At 73.3% G+C, this 20,130-nt stretch carries 14 protein-coding genes and 1 pseudogene; 9 read left to right on the forward strand and 6 right to left on the reverse strand.

All coding sequences use genetic code 11. The features are described from left to right. Window positions 1-19: 19 nt before the first annotated feature. Window positions 20-493: a MarR family winged helix-turn-helix transcriptional regulator gene (locus tag DEJ50_RS31955; protein WP_150211532.1), complete on the reverse strand. Its 474-nt coding sequence runs from the start codon at window positions 491-493 to the stop codon at window positions 20-22. Between the two features lie 76 nt (window positions 494-569). Here DEJ50_RS31955 and DEJ50_RS31960 point away from each other — a divergent pair. From DEJ50_RS31960 to DEJ50_RS31970, 3 genes and pseudogenes are all read left to right on the forward strand, one after another. Continuing rightward, window positions 570-863: pseudogene (locus DEJ50_RS31960) on the forward strand (HGxxPAAW family protein); the annotation flags it as partial. Between the two features lie 173 nt (window positions 864-1,036). Further along, window positions 1,037-1,690, forward strand: coding sequence for a DUF4142 domain-containing protein (locus DEJ50_RS31965; protein WP_223837996.1), 654 nt, complete (start codon window positions 1,037-1,039; stop codon window positions 1,688-1,690). A 14-nt stretch (window positions 1,691-1,704) separates the two neighbouring features. After that, the gene (locus DEJ50_RS31970; RefSeq protein ID WP_150211534.1) at window positions 1,705-3,117 is read left to right on the forward strand and encodes a DUF1996 domain-containing protein; all 1,413 of its coding nucleotides are present in this window, start codon (window positions 1,705-1,707) and stop codon (window positions 3,115-3,117) included. A gap of 70 nt (window positions 3,118-3,187) precedes the next feature. Here DEJ50_RS31970 and DEJ50_RS31975 read toward each other — a convergent pair whose 3' ends face one another. Next, the gene (locus DEJ50_RS31975; RefSeq protein ID WP_150211535.1) at window positions 3,188-4,315 is read right to left on the reverse strand and encodes a PucR family transcriptional regulator; all 1,128 of its coding nucleotides are present in this window, start codon (window positions 4,313-4,315) and stop codon (window positions 3,188-3,190) included. 370 nt (window positions 4,316-4,685) lie between these two features. Between DEJ50_RS31975 and DEJ50_RS34945 the strand changes: the two genes are divergently transcribed. The 4 genes from DEJ50_RS34945 to DEJ50_RS34165 all read left to right on the forward strand — a co-directional run bounded on the left by DEJ50_RS34945 (window position 4,686) and on the right by DEJ50_RS34165 (window position 8,781). Beyond that, a complete protein-coding gene (locus DEJ50_RS34945) occupies window positions 4,686-5,633 on the forward strand; it encodes a hypothetical protein (RefSeq protein ID WP_223837997.1) in 948 nt (315 codons plus the stop codon). Further along, on the forward strand, window positions 5,624-7,078 hold the full coding sequence (locus DEJ50_RS34950) for an NADH-ubiquinone oxidoreductase-F iron-sulfur binding region domain-containing protein (protein WP_411757656.1): 1,455 nt from the start codon (window positions 5,624-5,626) through the stop codon (window positions 7,076-7,078). Before DEJ50_RS34945 ends, DEJ50_RS34950 begins: the two co-directional genes overlap by 10 nt. 151 nt (window positions 7,079-7,229) lie before the next feature. Next, a complete protein-coding gene (locus tag DEJ50_RS31985; protein WP_223837998.1) occupies window positions 7,230-8,252 on the forward strand; it encodes an SCO0930 family lipoprotein in 1,023 nt (340 codons plus the stop codon). A 34-nt stretch (window positions 8,253-8,286) separates the two neighbouring features. Continuing rightward, entirely contained in the window at window positions 8,287-8,781 is a 495-nt protein-coding gene (locus tag DEJ50_RS34165) for a hypothetical protein (protein ID WP_190344813.1), read from the forward strand. A gap of 2 nt (window positions 8,782-8,783) precedes the next feature. On the opposite strand, the gene DEJ50_RS31995 is transcribed toward DEJ50_RS34165, so the two are convergent. The 4 genes from DEJ50_RS31995 to DEJ50_RS32010 form a co-directional block, all read right to left on the reverse strand. Continuing rightward, window positions 8,784-9,941 (reverse strand): hypothetical protein, encoded by a 1,158-nt coding sequence (locus DEJ50_RS31995; protein ID WP_150211536.1) that lies wholly within the window; start codon window positions 9,939-9,941, stop codon window positions 8,784-8,786. Between the two features lie 18 nt (window positions 9,942-9,959). Next, the gene (locus tag DEJ50_RS32000) at window positions 9,960-10,997 is read right to left on the reverse strand and encodes a gluconolaconase (protein WP_223837999.1); all 1,038 of its coding nucleotides are present in this window, start codon (window positions 10,995-10,997) and stop codon (window positions 9,960-9,962) included. Window positions 10,998-11,334: 337 nt separating this feature from the next. Beyond that, window positions 11,335-12,981, reverse strand: a complete 1,647-nt coding sequence (locus tag DEJ50_RS32005; RefSeq protein ID WP_223838000.1) for an alpha/beta hydrolase — start codon at window positions 12,979-12,981, stop codon at window positions 11,335-11,337. Window positions 12,982-13,086: 105 nt separating this feature from the next. Then, window positions 13,087-14,346, reverse strand: a complete 1,260-nt coding sequence (locus DEJ50_RS32010; RefSeq protein ID WP_150211538.1) for an alpha/beta hydrolase family protein — start codon at window positions 14,344-14,346, stop codon at window positions 13,087-13,089. A 123-nt stretch (window positions 14,347-14,469) separates the two neighbouring features. On the opposite strand from DEJ50_RS32010, the gene DEJ50_RS32015 reads away from it, so the two are divergent. Together DEJ50_RS32015 and DEJ50_RS32020 are read left to right on the forward strand one after the other, a co-directional pair. Further along, window positions 14,470-16,653, forward strand: a complete 2,184-nt coding sequence (locus tag DEJ50_RS32015; RefSeq protein WP_411757657.1) for a SpoIIE family protein phosphatase — start codon at window positions 14,470-14,472, stop codon at window positions 16,651-16,653. 58 nt (window positions 16,654-16,711) lie between these two features. After that, window positions 16,712-20,122 carry a hypothetical protein gene (locus DEJ50_RS32020; RefSeq protein ID WP_150211539.1) on the forward strand — a complete coding sequence of 1,137 codons (3,411 nt, stop codon included), beginning with the start codon at window positions 16,712-16,714 and terminating at the stop codon, window positions 20,120-20,122. Window positions 20,123-20,130 lie beyond the last annotated feature (8 nt).

Below are 20,130 nucleotides of genomic sequence, written 5' to 3' on the forward strand. Positions count from 1 at the left end.
GCCCGGCATGCCGGGGAGCTCAGGTGTCGCAGGATTCCTCGAGGTAGGTGACGGCCAGCGTGCCGGCGCGGTCGAACCAGTCGGTGAGCACCGCGACCTCCGCGGGGGTGTACTGCGCGAAGAGTTCCGCGAGGCGCGCGTAGTACGGCTCGTACACGGTGCGGACGCGCTGAGCGGCGGTGGGGACGGCGACCACGCGGACGCGGCGGCGGTCGGCGGGGTCGGGCTGCCGGGTCACGTACCCGCCGCGTTCCAGCCGGTTGACGATCCCGGTGACGGCCCCCGTGGTGACATGGGCGCGGGCGGCGAGGTCGCCGGCGGTGACGGGGGAGTCGCCCGCCTGGAGGACGTACGCGAAGCAGATCAGATCCGTCGGGCTCAGGCCCAGGTGCCGGGCGAACTCCTGCTGGGCGACCATGCTCGTCGCGATCAGGTGGTCCATCGCGTGGATCGCGTCCGGAACGGAGGCGGCGGGACGGGTGGTGCCCTCCATTGAAAATCCCTTAGTGCGTGAGATAAATTTGCTTACCAGCTAAGACATCATAGGTGGCAGCCGGGAGGGCCGACGGTTGAGCGGACACGGATACGACGAGGGGCACACGGTCGCCGGATGGGCGGGAACGGCCGTGGCCACCGTGGGGGCCGCGACGGCCGGCGTGGGCATCTGCGGCTGGACGCCGGGGATCTGGCTGGGGCTCGGCATCCTCGCGGCGGCGGCCCTGCTCACCTGGTCCCTGCACCTGGCGGGCTGGGGCAAGGCACCCGGCCCGCGCCCGACGCCGCACTGGGGCATGGGCACCCGCGACCACGCCGCGCGCACCGGCCACTCCGAATGCCTCGGCTGCCGCCTGGCCGGCCGCGGCGGAATGTAGCAGGGTTTTCCGGGGGCGCCCGGGAATTTGTCCGATGGTGATCGGGCTCCCGGCCGCGCACCCCGACGGCACTAGCGTTCCTTGCCATACCACGGAGCAAGGAGGGCACTGTGCTGTCACTGCGTCGCAGGTCCGGCGTCGGCCTCTCGGCCGGTGCGAGATATGTGACCGCGAGCGCCGCCGTCATCGGCGCCCTGGCCTTCACCCTGCTGGCGCTGCTGATCCCGGTGGAGGCGTTCGGAGGCCGGACATCCGCCTCCGCCGCCCTCGCGGGCGATGACGACGGTCTCGGCACCATGAGTACGCCGTACGGGCCGCTGACCCCCCAGGACCGGGATTTCGTCCGCAAGGTACGGCTGGCCGGGCTGTGGGAGCTGCCGGCCGGACGCCAGGCCCAGCAGCGCGGCAGCCGCGAATCCGTGCGCACCGCCGGGGACCACCTCGTCGAAGGGCACACCGACCTCGACCGGCGCGCCATCGAGGTCGGCCAGGCCCTCGGGCTGGACCTCCCCAACCAGCCCACCGAACAACAGCAGGGCTGGCTCGCCGACCTGACCCGGGCCCAAGGCGACGCCTACGAACGGCTGTTCATCCAGCTCCTGCGCCGGGCACACGGCAAGGTCTTCGCCCTTGTGGCCCAAGTCCGGGCCCAGACCCGCAACTCCATGGTGCGCAACCTGGCCACCGACGCCAACACCACCGTGCTGGACCACATCACCGTCCTCGAGGACAGCGGGCTGGTCGATTTCGAGTCGCTGACCGACACCGCCGCGTCCCCGTCCCCCGTCCGCCGTTCCGACGTCCGATCGATGAAGTGAAGTGAAGTGATCGCATGAGTCGACAGGGCCACAAACGCCGTCGATTGTCCCGCAGTTCCCTCGCCCTCCTCTCCGCCCTCATCGTGGGCGCCGGCGGGATCGCGATCGTCGCGGAGTCGGCATCCGCCGGTATCTCCGGACGGGACGCACAGAGCGGCGGCGACATCGTGACGGCCACCATCGACTGCCCCGACGTGGGCGACCGGCTGCGTGACGTCCCCGCCCCGGCCAGACCGAAGGTCGACGAGAAACTCGCGGAACTCGACGTCCAGGTCGCCGACGCCTACCGGAAGCTGGCGGACGGCACCGCCGAGGAAGCTCCGCTCCTCGGCGAGCTCGAGAAGCAGCGGGGCAAGTCCATAGCCGAGCTGTCCGGAGCGATCGGACAGTCGGGAGCCGGGTCCGGGGCGCCCGCCGGCCTGGAGGACCTGAGCGCCTGCGAGATGAAGGAGGCCCTGACCGATCCGGCGGTGGACCGGCAGCCGAGCGCCGCCGCCCGCCAGGGCACCGGCACACTCGGCCGGGGCAGCGGCAGCGGCACCGCCGGCGGTCCGGCGCGCGGCGACTTCACCCCGATCACCTCCGTACGGCCCAACGTACGCAAACCCGCCCCCGCGGCCGGCGCCTCCACCGGCTCCTTCAGCGTCCGCTGCGGCCGGAACGAGAACGGCCACTTCAACCCGGACAACGTGATCGTCGCACCCGGCATCAGCAACGGCGCCCACCATATGCACGACTACGTGGGCAACCTCTCCACCGACGCCTTCTCCACCAACGACAGTCTCGCCGCGGCCGGCACCACCTGCAGCAACGGCGACCGGTCCAGCTACTACTGGCCGGTGCTGCGCCTGCGGGACGGCCGGGCGGAACGGGACGCCAACGCGCCCGGCGGCGGCCCGGACGGCAACGTCGGCACGATCCTCCGGCCGGAACAGGTGACCATCGAGTTCAAGGGCAGCCCGGTCGGCCGGGTCCAGGCCATGCCGCGCTTCCTGCGGATCATCACGGGCGACGCCAAGGCCTTCACCAACGGCACGGCCAACGCCAACGCCTCCTGGAGCTGCACCGGGTTCGAGAACCGGCAGCTGAAGGACAAGTACCCGCTCTGCCCGCGCGGCAGTGACGTGGTGCGCACCTTCAACTTCCAGAGCTGCTGGGACGGCCGGAACACCGACAGCGCCAACCACCGCACCCATGTGGCCTTCGCGGACCGCAACGGCCGGTGCCCCAACGGGTTCACCGCCCTGCCGCAGCTCGTCCAGCGCATCGTCTACGACGTCCCGGCAGGCACCCGGTTCGCCGTGGACAGCTTCCCCGAACAGTTGCACAAACCGGTGACCGACCACGGCGACTTCATCAACGTGATGTCGGACGGTCTGATGGCCAGGGCGGTGCGCTGCATCAACAGCGGGCGCGCCTGCCGCTAGATCCCGGATGCCCCGGTCTTCCCCTCGTCGGCAGGAGGGGAAGACCGGGGCCGGCCTGCGTCGGCGCCGGTCACAGTCCGTTGACGCGCGCCATCCGTCCGATGCCCAGCGGACGGAACTCCGCGGCGAGCGGGGGCCGTCCCCGGCGTCCGGTACGGGAGGACTGGCGCCGCTGGGCCATCAGCCGGCGGCTGCGCAGGGCCATCTCCAGTTCGAAACGGGTGCCGGGATCCCGCAGGTCGGACCCGAAGAGCTTCTCCAGCTGCCGCATCCGGTACCGCACGGTCTGCGGATGCACGTTCAAGGCCTTCGCGGCCTCCGGAGCGCCGCCGCCCTCCAGCCAGGCGAGGAGCGTGACCTCCAGCCGCTCGCTCTGGCGCGGTGTCAGATCGGCCAGCGGCTGGAGCCGGCGGGCCGCCAGTGCGTGCGCCAGCGGTTCGTCCTGGAGCAGCAGCAGGGTCGAGAGGTGGTCGTCGACGAAGACCGCCCGGGTGTCCGGACCGGGCCGGGGCGGGGTCAGCGCGAGCAGGCGCAGGGCCCAGCGCAGCGACGAGGCGGTGTCGCGCAGCGGGACGGGATGGCCCACGGCGGCGAGCCGGCCGCGCAGCACGTTCTCGAGCGGAGTACGGGTGTCGCCGTCGTGGCTGGGCACCAGCAGGCACGGCTGGCCTCCGGCCATGCCGGCGAGACCGTCGTCCAGCATCCCGGCCAGCTGCTGGGTCTCTCCGGGGCTGGTCAGGGCAATGGCGCGAACCGCTTCCGGTACCGGCCAGGCGGCCTGCCGGGCCAGTTCGGCCACGGTGTCCTCGGCCGGGCTCCGGTCCCGGGTGAGCGCCTTGAAGAGGCCCTGGCGGGCCCGGTCGAGCGGCGCCTCGTGATGCCCGCGCACCTCGTCTTCGTGGTGGCCGTGCACGTCGACCTCGTGGTGGCCGTGCACGTCGACTTCGTGGTGGCCGTGCACGTCGACTTCGTGGTGGCCGTGCTCCCGGGACCGGTAGCCCAGGACGCCGACCAGTGCCAACTCCACTGCGTGTCTGAGCAGTTCGTCGTCGACGTCCTCGGCGAACACGGAGAATCCGGGTGTTCCATGCAGGAGCTCCTCCACTATCTCAGCGGCCAGCGTGGGGAGTTCCCTGCGTAGGACGCGGGTCCACTCGCCGCGGGGGCGGGACCAGATGCGGTTCAGAAGTTCGCACATCGCTACCTCGTTCGTGCCGATTGCCTTGCCCGGCAAGGGAGTGGGCGACACATGAGGCGTCCGGCGCCCCACCCGCACCACTGGAGGGGAATCCTCCGCTGCTACACGATGGGGTGGCGATGCGGGCACCAGAACTTGTCACATTTCGATAAATCCTGTGGGGGTGTTGAGAAGCTCCACGATGCTTCTGGCAATCCGGCCCCCGCGCCGCAGAGGAGACCCCTCGCCGCCGCCGGACCCCTGTCACCGGAGTGCCGCCCGACCGGCCCCGCCGCGTGCGCGTCAGAGCGCCGCCGAGCAGTTCCGACCACGATCCCCGGGTGCCGAGCAAGAGGTGGAGCCTCGGAACCCGGGTGCACGGGAGAACTCGATGCCCCTGTCCCAGATGCATGCACCCCGCTCTCATCGGGCCCGTCCCAGAAGACGCCATGCCGGAGCCGCACCGGCCGCGGCCGGACGGCGGGCCGTCCGCCGGCCGCCCCTGCTGCCCGCCCTCGGGCCACGGCGCCCCGCAGCGCTGTACGCGGGCGCCGCCGGGCTCGCCCTCCTGCTCACCCTGGTCGTGGCGGGCCGGGCGGGCGCCCTCACCCGGATGTGGGCCTTCCTCGATTTCGGCGCGGGCGTACTCTCGCTCGTCTCCCTGACGGCCACCGTCCTGTGGGGGCTGATGGCCACCGACCGGCTGGTGCTCGGGTCGGGCCACCGGCTCCTGGCCCAGGGAGTGCACCGCGGCCTTGCCGTGGCGGGGCTGGGATTCCTCGTACTCCACGTCTGGGTCAAGGTGGCCGAGAACCATACGGGCGCCGCGTCCGTGGTCGTACCCTTCGCCGACCGCGACCGGCCCCTGCTCATCGGGCTGGGCACGCTGGCCGGCTACCTCTTCCTGGGCGTGGCGGTCTCCGGAGCGGCCCGCAGTGCCTTCGCCACCACCCGCAGCCGGTCCCGGTGGTGGCGGGCCGTGCACACGGGGGCCTACCCGGCGTGGTGCGCATCACTGGTCCACGGCCTCAAGTCCGGGCGCTCTGCGGACGGTTGGGTGACCGTCGCCTATGCGATGTGCCTGCTGGCCGTGGCCGTGCTACTCGCCCTGCGCCTGCGGTCGCGGCTGCGTCGCAGCGGCGCCGCCCGCCCGGCAGCGGCAGCCCCGCCCACGGCGGCCCGGGCGGCAGCTGCCCGCCCGGCAGCGGCCCCGCCGCCGCCCCCGCCGATGCCCCCGTCCCCGCCCCCGCCCGCCCAACCTCCCTTCCTCTCCGCGTACATACCGAGCCCCGCAGCCGCATCCGAGGACAGCGCGACCGCCCCCGGGCGGTGGCCGTGATCCCCGGTCCGCGGCCCGCGCTCGGCTCGGTGGGTCCGCCCCGCCTGCTCGCGGGACTCGACACGGCGGCCCGGCTGGACCGCGTCGCCCATCTGACCCGGCACGGCTCGCTGCCCCGGTACCGCCCGGACGAACTCGCCGCCCTCGCCGAGAACATCGATCTCAGGGGGCGCGGGGGAGCGGGCTTCCCGTTCGCCCGCAAGCTCCGGGCGGTCGCCCGCTCGGCCGTCGCCCGGGACGGGCGGAGCGCGGTCGTGGTCAACGGCAGCGAGGGCGAGCCGGCCTGCCTCAAGGACACCGCGCTGCTCCTGCACGTTCCGCACCTGGTGCTCGACGGGGCCCTGCTGGCGGCTGCCGCCCTGTCGGCAGAGGACGTGGTGGTCGGTGTCACCCGAACGGACGTGGAGCAGTCGGTGCGCGCCGCGGTCGCCGAACGCGGCCCGGACGGCAGCCGGGTGCGCGTGACCCGGCTGCCCGAACGCTTTGTCACCGGAGAAGGCACCGCCCTGGTGGGAGGCCTCAACGGCGGCGCGGCCCGCCCGTCGGGGCAGAAGGTGCGGACCAGCGACCGCGGGCTGACCGGCCTGCCCACCCTGCTGTCCAACACCGAGACCTTCGCCCAGCTCGCCGTGGCCGCCCGGCTCGGAGCACTGGACTACCGCTCGGCAGGCCTGCCCGCCGAGCCCGGCACCGTCCTGCTGACGGTCGCCGGAACCACCGTCGTGGAAGCCCCGACCGGATCCTCGCTGCCGTACGTCCTGGACGTGTGCGGTACCGGTCCCGGACAGGGGGTCCTGGTCGGCGGGTATCACGGGCGGTGGCTCGGACCGGAGGCGGCCCGCAGCGCACTGGTATCCCGGCAGTCCCTGGCCTCGTTCGACGCGGTGCTGGGCGCCGGGGCGGTCCTGCCGCTGCCGGAGGACACCTGCCCGGCCGGCGAGGCGGCCCGGGTGGCCCGCTGGCTCGCCGAGGAATCGGCGGGCCAGTGCGGGCCCTGCGTACGGGGGCTGCCCTCGCTGGCGGCCGTCCTGGAGGACGCCCTGGCCGGCGGGGGGCGGACCGCCCTCGACGCCGTGGCGGCCCGTACCCGAGCGGTCAAGGGCCGTGGGGCCTGCAGTCACCCCGACGGCACGGCGCAGTTCGTCGCCTCCGCGCTCGCCGTGTTCCCGGAGGAGTTCGAAGCCCATGCGCTGGGCCGCGGCTGCGGCCGGCGCGTACACGGTGTCCTGCCCCTGCCGGAGGACGAGAGCCCGGAGCGGCTGGTCGTGGACTGGACGCTGTGCAAGGGGCACGGGCTGTGCCAGGAGATCCTCCCCGATGTCGTACGGCTCGGAGCGGACGGCTATCCGGCGGAGGCGTCGATGCCGGTGCCGGGACGGCTCCGGCCCAGGGCGCTGCGCGCGGTACGGCGCTGCCCGGCACTCGCGCTGCGCATGCAGGAGTGAGCGGTAGTGAGCGGGGCGGTGGCGTACGGCCCGCCGCCGTTGCGAGTTCATTCCTTGGCGCGATCCGACAAAATCCCGTGGAGGCGACCTCATATCACCCGCGATCCCGTATCAATTTCCTCGTACACGCGAACGTCCCGAAGGAGCTCACGTGAAGAACAAGAAGATGCGCGCAATATCGGCAGGATCGGCAGTCGCGGTGGTGCTGCTCGCCGCGGGATGTGGAAGCGGCGGGGACACGAATTCGGCTCCGGTGGGAAATGCCGTCAGGCCGGCGGGCAGCGAACAGAGCATCGCACCCGGCTACGGCGCGGACGACGCCTACGGCGGCAGTGGGAGCGGGAGTGGCAGCGGCGCCGCGCCGGCGCACGATGGCGCGGGGGCCAAGGGCGGCCCGGCCGGCCGGCTGGCGGTCCGGCAGGTTCAGGCCCTCGGCAGCGTGGTCACCGACGGCAAGGGCTTCACCCTCTACCGCTTCGACAACGACACGGCCGAGCCCTCCACATCGACCTGCGACGGGGACTGCGCCCGCGCATGGCCGCCCGTCCCCGCCGAGGGCGCTTCGGCCTCCGGGGGCATTGACGCCGACCTCCTCGGCGAGGTGGTCCGCTCCGACGGCACCCGCCAGCTGACCATCGAGGGGTGGCCCGTATACCGCTACGCCAAGGACCGGAAAGCGGGAGACACCCTTGGGGAGGGGGTCGGCGACACCTGGCACGTGATCTCCCTCGATGAAGAGCAGAAGGAGAAGGAGGAGAAGGGCAAGGAGGAAAAGGAGGAGGAAAAGGAGGAGGAGAAGCAGGAGAAGGCCGGCGCGGAACTCCGGGTCGCCCGTGACGAAGAACTCGGAAACATCATCACGGACGGTGCGGGGATGACCCTTTACCGGTTCGACAAGGACAGTGCCTGGCCGATGAAAATCGGTTGTCTCGACGACTGCCTGAACACCTGGAAACCGGCCGCACCGGTCGACCGTGCAAAGGTGTCGGGAATCGCCGGGAAACTCATCGGAACGGTGCAGCGCCCCGACGGCTCGGAGCAGCTGACGGTCGATTGCTGGCCGGTCTACCGGTTCACCGGCGACAAGCAGCCCGGCGATACCAACGGACATGCGAAGCAGGGTCTCTGGTTCGCCGTCACCGACACCGGCAAGAAGGCCAAGGCCGGTGGGTAGGAGGCCGTCCGCCCGGGGCCGGCGGGCAGGGGCGGTGGCCGGTGCCCTCGCTGCCGCCCTGCTGTACGGAGCCTGCTCGGCCGGCCCCACCATCCCCACCGGCACCGCCCACCCCGCCGTCGGCCCCGCCGGCCCCGGCCCACTGGACGGGATGGCCGAAGCCATCGGCTGTACGCCCGCGCTCAGCGTGGACGCGGATGAGCTGCGTCAGGGGGAGTGCCGCACCGGCCAGGGCACCTCGTACCGCATGCTCAGCTTCGCCCGGCCCGAAGGCCGGGACGCGTGGCTGACGGAGGCCCGTGCGTACGGTGGCAGTTACCTGGTCGGGGAGCGCTGGGTGGTCACCGCCCACCCGGACTCCGCACTCCCGGGCCTGCGTGAACGCCTCGGCGGCACCATCGAATCCGGCACCGCCCACGGCTCGAACAGCCCCTCAGGCCCCGCCGGCCCGGACGGTCCGCATGGCCCCCATGGTCACGGCCCGCCCGGTGCCCCCTTGAGCAGTACGCCGTCACCGCCGGCCGGGTGACGCTAGGGCACGACCTTGCCGACACCCCCCAGGGCCTGGGCGGCGCGCTGGTCGATCTGCCACAGCTGGCCTTCACGGTTGCTGACGTAGATCCAGCCGTTGACGCCGTCCAGCGCCAGGCCCTCGCACGTCCCCAGACCGGTGGCCACCACGCGCTGCGCGCCGTCCGCGAGCGTGATCTCGTACAGGCTCCCGGTCACGTGGTCGATGGTGTACGCCCGGCCGGCGCCGTCGAGAGCCACGCGGATGGTGCTCGACCCGGCAAGGCTCGTCACGACCCGGTGGGTGCGGTTGGCCAGGTCGATCTCGTGCAGCTTGCCGCCGCCGTCCTTCCGGCCGACGTACGCCTTGCCCCGCCCGTCGAGTGCCACTCCGGCGATGCCCTGCCCCAGGCCGGTGGTCATCGTGCCCTTCTGGCCGCCCGGCAGGTCGACCGGGATCAGTTGTCCGTCGTTCCAGTTGGCGACGTGGGCCCTGCCCGCCGCCTCGAGCGCGACACCGTACGCGCCCGTGACGTCGGCGATCTTGGCGGAGGAGCCGCTGGACAGGTTCACCGCGAGCAGGCGCCCACCGGCGTAGTCGGTGGTGTAGGCCGTGCCCCGGCCGTCCACCGCCACATCACCGATGTCGCCCAGGCCGCTCGCGGCCACCCGCTGGGCGCCGGTGCCGACCTTCACCGCGTACAGTTTCTGGCCGCCGCGGTCGGCGACGTACGCCGTGTTCTGCGCCGGGTCCACCGCCAGACCTTCGGAGGTTCCCAGACCCGTCGCGATGAGGGTGTAACTCCTCTTGTCGGCGATGAGCTTCGACAGGTCTTCGAGCTTCGGCATGTCTTCGTCGCCGATGTCCACCTTCGGCGGTCCGAACGCCTTCGTGGTCGCCGAGGCCATGCTGGACGTCGACCCGGGGTCTTCGGAGGTCTGACGCTGCGCGGCAGCCGCGCTCCGGGTGTTCCGGAAGAGCGGGCCGAGGAACCCCATGACGTCGAAGGCCCCGTGTGCGGTCTGGCGCACGAGCCACGGATCGCGTTCGCTCTCCAGTTTGCGCACGGCCTCCGAGATGTCCCCGGCTCCCGGAGTGTCTTCGTTGAGCGCCTGGGCGGACGTGTCGGCGGAACCGGCTTCGTTGCCGCCGTTGTCGAAGATGTTCTTGAAGGACATGGGTTTCCCTCCCGATCCCTAGAGGGGCTGCTTCTGGTTCTGGTAATCGAGTACTTCCGGCTGGAAAACCCGGTGCTCTCCGGTGCGGACGGCCACGATTTCCGCCGTCCCCTTCTGCATGAACCTCTTTCCTTCGTCAGCCAGGTCGAAGCGACTGGAATCGAAGGCGGACTCGCCGAGTTTCCATGCGATGACCCGGGAGAACCTCGGGTCGGCGGCCTGCGGCGGAGTCTCCTTCACCGCCACCGGTTCGGGGTAGTACAAGGCGACCCAGCCGCCGAAGGTGACGGGGAATTCGTAGTCGAACTGGCGGATCTGACGACGTGTCGTCGCCATCACATCTGCCCGGCTGCTGACTTGGAAACTGACGGTGGACTGGTGCTTCCATTCGGTGGTCAGTGAACCGCTGACGGAGCCGGTGATCCCGAGCAGGAGCTCGCCCCACAACTCCCCGGTGCCGGTGACGGAACTCGTCGCTGCGGTCCTGCTGGTCGCCTCCGTCTGGGACTCCGTGTTGACGCCCTGGTTGTCCTTGCTGTTGAGCAGGGTGGTCTTCTGGTACTGCTTCAGCTCCATGCTCTTCTCCAGCTGCTGCTGGAGCGATGCGATGGATTTCGCCCCGAAGGTGAGCTTCACCTCTCCCTGGAGCGACCAGCTGATCGTGTTCGAGATCGCGAACTCGACCGTGTCCGTCACGGTGATGGTGATCGGGTCGGTGCCATTGATGTACGTCTGCTTGGAGATCATGTCGGGAGGGGGCTGCTGGATGTCGCTCCGCTCTTCGACGACCGGTACGCCGACATTCATATAGGCGCGCCAGCCGCGCTCGTGCGCGGTCTGCTCTTTCTGGGGAAAGCCGCCGTAACGCACCTTGTTCAGGGAGAACCCGATCGGGTCGATGGCCTCACCCCCTCCCTCGGGGGTCCGCTTGAGCACATGCCGCAGTTGGTTCCGCTGCAGGATGCCGGCGGCCCTGGCGGCTATGTCGAGTTCCTCTTGGTTCCGCGTGGTCAAGGGGTGGCGCATAAACACATCGTTGATGTACGCCGTGCCCACTTCGTTCCGCGCGCTTGCTTCTCCCATGCTCCTCCGACCTCCCTGCGTGGCTGATCGGTGACGGTACGCATTCGGCGGCAGGCCGACACCGAGGGGAACTCGCCATGCGTCGACAACCGGACATATGCCGCTGACCAGGTGCGGCGTCATGCCAGGGCCGGAGCACGCCCGGGTCCGCCCGGCGCTCTCCGGGGAACCGCCGCTTGATCTTCAGGGCCAAGATCCGCCGGTGCGGTACCGCGGGCCGCCGGCGCAGCCGGACGCGCGGGGTGTCCGGATCCACGGTCCGCGGCTGCCCGGGGGCTGCCGGGGCCGTCTCTTCCGGCTCGATCTGGCCTCAGCCGACTGTTCGAGTCCGCTGTGCGGGGATCACATCGCGGGTCTCGTCGACCACGAGGTCCGCGATCGGGGTGTGGCGGCCGGACGCGGCCGGGGGCGGCTCGTCCGCACAGACGGTGCCCGGTGCGGGCAGCGCCAGGGTGGCGAGGTAGGCCGTGGCCAGGGCGCTGATGCAGGCGCTCCGGTTGTATGCGGTGTGTCCTTCGGCGGCGAAGGTCAGCAGCCGTCCGTTCGCCAGCGTCCTGGCGAGCGCCACTGCGTCCTGGTACGGGGTGTCCGGGTCCCCGGTGGTGCCGAGGACCAGGATCGGGGCGGAACCGGCCGCCCGGTAGGAGCCCTCGAAGCGGCTCGGCCGCTCGGCCGGCCACTGGGCACAGGCGGGCGCATGGTTGTGGTCGTAGGAGGGCGGCCCGAGGCCGATGGGGGGTCCCAGCAGCGGAGCGGCGGCAGCGCGGGCGCCCACCAGCGCGCCCAGGAGCGGGCGCGCGGCCGGGTAGCGGCGGTCGGCGCATTCCACGGCCGTGTTGACGGTGAGGAAGTCGAAGGTGCCGGGGGAGAGCGGGTTCAGCAGGAACGAACCCCGGCGGGCCTGGGCCGCCCGCAGGGCCCGGCCCAGGTGGGGCCAGATCTCCCGGCCCGCGTTGATGTTGAACATCAGGCGGTAGGCGAGGGTGTAGCCGGTCGCCGGGCGTCCGCTCGCGGTGACGACCGGGGCGGCGTCCAGTGCCCGCTTGAGCCGTTCAAAGGCCTCCCGCGGCCGGCCTTCCCCGAATCCGCAGGTGGTGGCGTTCTGCGCGCACCAGTCGAGGAACCGGCCGACCGCCGCGTCCAGGGCGGCGAACTGTGCGGCGTCATAGGCGTACGGCTGGTCGGCGTACCGGTGCGGATCGTACGCCCCGTCCAGGACCATGGCGCGGATCCGCCGGGGGAACTGTGCGGCATAGACGGTGCCGACGTGGCTGCCGAAGGACCGGCCGTAGAAGGAGAGCGTCTTCTCGCCCAGGGCCCGGCGCAGCAGGTCGATGTCCTTGGCGTTCGAGCCGGTGCCGATGTAGGGCACCAGGTCCCCGGCCCGCCGGTGGCAGGCGGTGGCGAACTCGAGGCCCTGCCGGACGGCGGCGTGCAGGGCCCCCGGGCCGGGTACGCCGCGCGCGGCGCCGACGGCGGCCGAGTACTCCTCGTCGTTCCAGCACTCCACCTGTCCGCTGCGCGCGACGCCGCGCATGTCGTACCCGACGACGTCGAAGGCGTCACGGAGGGAGGCGGGGAGCGCGGCGTGGCTGTTGCGGACGAAGTCCACACCGGAGTTGCCGGGACCGCCGGGGTGCAGCAGCAGGACCCCGGTGCGGTGGGCCCGGTCGGCCGCGGTCCGCCGGGTGACGGCGAGCGGGATCGTACGCCCGGTGGGCCGGCGGTAGTCCAGCGGCACCCGGGCGGTGGCGCACTCGAAGCCGTCGTCAGGGGCGCCGGCGTCCGTGTCCTCGCAGGGGCCCCAGGTCAGGACGGGAACGGGCGGGTCGTCGGCGGGGGCCGGCGCCGGGGCGGCGGCGGGCGCGGTCCCGAGGAGCGCGGTGACCGCGGCCAGGGCGAGGGCCGTCGCCCACACCACCCGCGTGCGGAGGGCACCAGCCGATCGACTCTGCATGCGGCGATCCTCCGCCATGGCGGCGCGGAACGGCCGACAACGCACCCGTCACCGGTCACCCGTCACCCCCGTCACCCGTCACCCCCGTTACCCGTCGCCCGACGGTCAGCCGGCCGGGCGATCCGCCAAGCGGCCGTCCAGCCAGTCGAACACCCGCTGCTCGAACAGGGCCCGCCCCAGCGGCTCGCAGTGCAGGTCCGCGCCCTCCGCGGCCGTGAACTCCACGAACGCCTTCTCCCCGGGCAGCGCCTCGTACAGGGCCCGCGACTGGCCGGGCCAGAAGTGCTCGCCCTCCGGCGAGGTGACCAGCAGCGGCACCGTGATCCGGTCCAGCACCGCCGTCAGGTCGTACCGGCCCACCTCGGTGAGCAGGTCGTACGGCGAGTCGATCCGGTACGGCTTCGCCCGCCACCGCCAGTACGCCGCGAACCCGGCGTCCTGCGCCAGCCCCTCCCGCAGCGCTGCGTCGAACGCCTCCTGCTCACCCGCGTCGAACAGGGCCCGCAGCTCCGGCGGGAAGTTCCGCCACCAGCTCGCCGCCACGTCCACCACGCCCGGGTCCGCCACCCCCGCCGCGATCCGGTGCTCGAAGGCCAGCGCCCGTGGCACCCAGTAGCCGGCCTGGCTGATGCCGGCCAGGACCAGCCGCTGCGGATCCACGTCACCGCGCGCCAGCAGGAAGTCCACCACCGGTGTGATCACGTGCTCCCAGTCCGGCCGGAACGGCATCCCGTGTTCGAACAGCATCGTCTGCTGCCCCGGACCGTCGAACAGCAGGGCGTTCCAGCCGCGTGCCACCGCCGGCGCCCCGAGCATGGTCCACGCCGCTCCCACCGGGCCGTCACTGCCGTTGTTCACGATCATCGTCGGGGAGCCCGCCGCCCCGCCTGCCGCCGTCCCGCCTGCCGCCGTCCCGCCTGCCGCCGTCCCGCCTGCTGCGGGCCGGAACAGGTAGCCGGGCAGCCCGGTCCCCTCGTATGGCATGGTCACCCGCTCCGCCGCCGGCTCCCAGGCCGCCGCGAACCGGTCGAAGCACTCCCGGTGCTCGCGGAACACCTCCAGCAGCACCGCCTCGTCCGCCAGCGCGTCCGCCGCCACCAGCCCCGCCCCGAAGTACCCGGCCGCCCGCAGCCAGGCATCCCGGGCGCTCACCTTGCGGCCGGCCGCCGCCGCCCGCTCGCCGTCCGCACGGACCCGCCGGGCCAGGGCCGTCCAGGCATCGAACCACCGTGGGCCGTCGGCGTCGCTCAGCGCACCGGCGGTGGCCAGTACCTCCCCGGGATCGGAACCCTTCTGCCAGGCGGCTCCGAGGAGTGCCCGCACCTCGAAATCGAACTGCTCGTTCTCGCAGAACCGGTACGCCACGACGCCTCCCGGGTTCCGGGTTCCGGGCTTGTTCCGGGTTTTCGGGGTCCACCTCCCACCGTATGAGCGGCCCCCGCGCCCCGCACCCGCGCTTCGCACCCGAGCGTGGGAGACGATGGGCAGGTGCAGGATGTACCTGCCGCCGGGGCCGAGCCGTCGGGCCGGCGGCCACTGGAGACGGCCCTGGACGAGGTGGTCCGTACCACGGGCGCGTCCATCGGCATGGTCTACCTGCGCGGACCCGACCGGCGGGTCCTCTACCTCGCCCTGGCCTGCGGTGTTGCCCGGGAATTCGCCGCCCCCTGGTCCCGGGTGTGGCTGGACGACGCCATCCCCGTGGCCGATGCCGTACGCGAGCTGCGGCTCGTCTGGCTGGGCGGCCGTGAGGAGGCGGCCCGCCGCTACCCCCGGCTCGGCCTGGTCCTGCCGTACGACTTTGCCCTCGCCGCCGGCCCCCTGCCCGGCCACCCGGACGGCGGATCCCCCGCTCCCGGCGGCCTGGTGCTGCTGTGGCCGGGCAACCACCCACCGCACCTGTCCCGGCAGGAACGCCACGCCATGGAGACCGGCTGCCGCGGCCTGGCCGACGTACTGCGGAAGGCGGCCGAGAAGGGACAGCCGATCGAGCCGGCCGCCCGCCCGGTGATGCTGCGCCCCCTGCCGCCGCCCACGCCCGGCCCCCTGGAGGCGGCGGCAGCGCTGGCCTTCGTCCGCCGGCTGCCCGGCGGCAGCTGCGCCCTCGACCTGACCGGAAAGATCATCTTCATCACGGCCGAGGCGGCCGAGCTGCTGGGCATGCCGGTTTCCGAGCTGCTCGGTGCGCTGCCGTGGGAAGCGCTGCCGTGGATGGACACCCCCGTGATCGAGGACCACTACCGGGCCGCGGTCATCAGCCGGCTGCCCCGCTCCTTCATCGCCCTACGGCCCCCCGACCAGCCCGTGCGGTTCGAGCTCTTCCCCGACGACACGGGCATCAGCGTCCGCATCACCGCAGCCGCCGCCGAAGGCACGAACGGGGGAGCGGGAACGGGAACCGGGGCCCACCCCGGGCCGCCCCCGGTGCCGGCCCCGTCGGCGAGCACCGCACCGATGCCCAGCCGGGCCACCGTCCTGTACCAGCTGATGCACCTCGCGGCCACCCTCACCGAGGCCGCCCACGCACAGGACGTGGTCGAGCAGGCCGCCGACCAGCTGGTGCCCGCGCTCGGCGCGCAGGCGATGGCCCTGCTCGTGGTCGAGGAGCAGCGCCTGCGCATCGTCGGCTACCGCGGCTACACGGCCGAACTGATGGCCCGGTTCGACGCCGAACCCGTCACCTCCGACACCCCGACCACCCGTGTGCTGCGCACCGGCGAGCCGCTGTTCTTCGCGGACGCCGGTGAACTCACGGCCGCGTATCCCTCGGCCGTCGTCCAGGACGACATGGCCGCCTGGGTCTTCCTTCCGCTGATCGCCTCCGGCCACCCCGTGGGTTCCCTCGTCCTGGCCTACGACCACCCGCACCCCTTCGCCCCCGGCGAACGCGCCGTCCTGACCTCGATCGCCGGCCTGATCGCGCAGGCCCTGGACCGGGCCCGGCTCTACGACTCCAAGCACCAGCTCGCCCACAGCCTGCAGACCAGCCTGCTTCCGCACACCCTGGCCGAGGTCCCGGCCCTGGAAGTGGCCGCCCGCTACCTCCCCGCGGCCCAGGGCCTCGACATCGGCGGGGACTTCTACGACCTCATCCGCATCGACGACACCACGGTCGCCGCCGCCATCGGAGACGTCCAGGGCCACAACGTCAACGCCGCCGCCCTCATGGGGCAGGTCCGCACCGCCGTCCACGCCACCGCCGGGGCTCCGCCCGGCGAAGTCCTGGCCCGCACCAACCGGCTCGTCACCGACCTCGACCCGGGGCTCTTCACCAGCTGCCTCTACGTCCAGTTCGACCTGGCCCGGAACACCGCCTGCCTGGCGACCGCCGGCCACCCCCCGCCCCTGGTGCTCCCTCCCGGCGGCCCCGCGGAGATCCTGCACCTGACCCCCGGGCTGGTCCTCGGCATCGATCCCGAAGCCACCTACCCCACCACCGAGATCCCCTTCACCCCGGGCACCCTCCTCACCCTCTACACCGACGGCCTCGTCGAAGCCCGCGGCGAAGACATCGGGGACTCCACCCGCGCCGCCGCCCGGCACCTCGACCGCATCCACGCCCAACCCCTGGCCGCGGTCGCCGACGACCTCCTCCGGCACGCCCGCATCACCGCTCCCCGCGCCGACGACATCGCCCTGCTGCTGCTCCGCCGCCGCCCGGAGATCCCATGACGGTCCTGCGCGGATATTCGGTAGGACCGCGGAGAGAGGTCTGTGAGAATCCACCTCGATGATCACCACCGTCGAACAGCTTCTCTCCGCCCTCGACTCGCTCCCGCACAAGGCCCGGCTCCGGTACACCGCCGTCACCGCGCACCGGCTGGCCGCCCGCGGCGAACTCCGGCCGCTGCTCACCGCGCTCGACCGGCTCGGCCCGTACGAACGACGGCTCGCCGCGCTCGCCGCCCTGGCCGGCGGGGACAGCAGCCACCTCGCAGCCCGCCTGGCCGACCCCGATCCGGTCGTCCGCCGCTACGCCCTGCGCGGCGCCCGGAGTTCGGCCGTACCCGACCGGGCCATCGAAGCCGCCCACGACAACGCCCCCGCCACGGTCCGCGCCGACCTCGCCCGGCTGCTGCGCGACGGCAGCCGCCCCGCTCTCGCCGAACGCCTGCTGCTCCGGCTGCGTACCGAACGCGGCGACCGGGACGCGGCCCTGCTGCTCCCGGGCTGCTCCCCGGAGTTCACCTCCCGGATGCTGCCCGGGCTCTCCGGTGCCGTCGCCTTCGAGGGCTGGAGCCTGCTGGCCCGGCGCCATCCGGCAGTCGTACTCGACCAAGTCGAGCGGGAGCTCGCCGCCCTCACCCCCGGACAGCGCAACGGCTGGTGGCCGCATCGCGCCAACGGCATCGCCGCAGCCCTGCCCGCAGACCCGGCCCGGGTCCTGGACCTCCTCGAGCGGTACGGGCCCGCGGACCTGCCCGGCCCCCTGCACGACCGGCTCGCCGACCTGGTCGACGCCGGCCCCGAGCGGGTGGCCCGGTGGCTCGCCGACCCCGGCCGGCACAGTGCCCGCTGGGAGCGCACCCCCTCCCCGGCCGTGTTGCGCCGACTGGTCGAGGCCGCCCCGCCGTCCCTGCACCGGCTCGCCGCCCGCTGGTCCCACCGGGGCGCCTTCCCCACGATGGTGCGGGCGGTGCCGCCGGCCGGCCGGGCAGCCTTCCTCGACGCAGTCGCCACCGCCGCCCGGCACCCCGTGCCCCCTGACGCCGTACTGGCGCTGCTGCCGCCGGCCGACCGGTACGCCAGGGTCCGGGCGTACGTCGCGCAGGGCCGCACCGAACGATGGGCCGCCTACGACCTGTGGCCCACCCTGGCACTGCTCCCGCCCGCGGAAGCCCGGCCGGAACTCCTCGCCGCGGCCGGGTCCGGAGACGCGGACGACCGTGCGCTGGCCTGGCGCGCGCTGGTGGAGAACGCCGGCTACACGGCGGCCCCGGCGGAACTGGCCGCCGTACTCGACCTGGCCGCCCGTCGGCTGGGCAACGAACGCGACCCGGTCCGCCGGTCCGCCCTGGAAGCCCTCACCGCCCTGCCCGCACCGCTGTTCGCGGCAGCCCTCGGCGGGGCCCCGGCCGGGCCCGCCGGCCGGAAGGCCCGCGACGACCTGCAACTCCTCTGCCGGAACGCCCTGCGCGCCCGCGACTGCTCACCCGCCACCCGGACCGCCGTCCACACCCTCGCCGTCGCCCTCCTCAACACCTCGGCGAACGACGAACTGTTCTGTCTCTCCGTGCAGTTGATGGAGGCGCTCACTGCCCACACCGGCTCGGTCGCACTCACCCGGCTGGACCGGGCCCTGCGCCCCGGCCGGGAACGCGCCCTGCTCGAAGCCGTACGACCCTGGCTGGACACCGCGGCCGGGCGGGGCGACCACGCCCCGCTGCTCGCCCTGGTGGAGGCGTTCGGCACCCGGGCGCACCGGATCCCCGAACTTCAGGAACGCCTCGCCGACGCCCTGCGCAACTGCTCCGACGGTGCGTTCGCCGGCCTGGCCGCCGCCTGGCTGGCCGACCCGGCGACCCGCGCCGAGCGGGTCGCCGTACTGATCGAGCAGGACCCCTCCGCAGCGGGCACCGGCCCCGTCCTCGACGTGCTCGCCGCCGACCGCACCGACCTGCTGGACCACGCCCTCGCGGACCCGCCGCCCACCGGCCGCTTCCCGGCCCCCGGCACGCCCCGAACCCTGCCCCGCTTCCGCCACGCCGACCGGTGGCTGCCCCGCCAGCAGCGGAACGCCGTACGCCTGGCCGAGGCAGCCCTCGCCGATCCCGGCCGGCCCCTGGACGAACGCGCCGCCCTGCTCCGCGAGGTGGCCGCCGTCCCGGGGTACGGGTACGAGCTCGTCCGGCGGTACGCCGACGCCGAGGAAGCGGGGGCGGACACCACCGCGCTGGTGAACGCCGCCGCAGCGGAAGACCCGGACGCCGCCCTCCGCCTCCTGCTCGACCGGGCCGGCACAGCCGATGCCGCCGCGGCCTGGGCGGGCGCCGACCGGGTGGCACTGCACGCCCGCCCGGATGCCCTGGCCGGGCTGCTGCAGGAGGTGTTGACCCGGAAGAGCGGGGTGAAGGTCACCGCCGCCAAGTCGGCGGCGCGGCTCGCCGCCCGCCACCTCCCGCCGGCGGACGCCGCACCGCTCCTGGCCGGGGCGGCACTCGGCACTGCCGCGCACCCGGACCTGCGGGCTGCGGCTGTGGCCATGGCACCCGCCCTGCTCCCCGCCGAGGAAGCGTGGGCGCTGCTGGAGTCCGCTGTCGCCGAGGGCCCGGAAAGCGCCCGCCGCGCGGTGCTGCGCAGTCCGGCAGAGGTGGATCAGGCCCACCGGTCCCGCTATGGCCGACTGATCGTCGGCTTGCTCGCCACCGCCGACGAGTCCACGTCCCAGTTCGTGTTCTGGACCCTGAGCGACTGGTCCGCGCACACCCCCGCCGTCACCGAGACCCTCGCGGAGATCGTCACCGACCTGGCCTCCCCGCTCGCATGGCAGTCGGCTGCCGAGGTCCTGCTCGGCATCGCGGCATCGGCGGGACCGGAGGAGCCCGGCCGGGCGAACGCGGCTGCCGCCGTCGGCCTGCTCCACGCAGCGGTGGCGCGGCTGCTGGCGGCCCTGGCAACCGATGCCCCGGCGGACAGCGACCGTGACGGCCTCGACCTGCCCGCCCGTCACCGGCTGGAGAGCATGTTCGGCGATTCCGGCGGCACGGTGCACCGCGGGTTGTGCGCCCCGCTGGCCCGGCAACTGGCCGGTGATCCGCGGCTGACCGGCCTGCGCACCTCCCTGCTCGTCCGGGCCGTCGACCCGGCGGCACCGGAACCGGAACTGACCGCCGCCTGCCGCGAACTGGTTGCCGCCGTCGCGGACCGCCCGGTACTGGCGGGCCGCTGCGCCGAGCAGCTGTACCGGCGCCACCGCCATGCCTCCCGCACCGTGCAGGACCCGGAGGTGCCGCTGGCGGCCGTACGGGCCCTGTCGGCCGCGGGCCAGGCCGCCGGCCTGTTCGCCGCAGCCCTCGCAGCCGCCCTCGGCCCCGGCCTGGGCTGGCCGAAACCCTGGACGGACGCGGTCCACTCCCTCCGCCACCACCAGGACACGGAGGTCCGGGAGGCGGCGTACGCCATCGACCTCACCGCCGAGTGAGTGCCGAC

The organism is Streptomyces venezuelae, assembly GCF_008642295.1.
In the GTDB taxonomy this organism is placed as follows: Bacteria; Actinomycetota; Actinomycetes; order Streptomycetales; family Streptomycetaceae; genus Streptomyces; species Streptomyces venezuelae_C.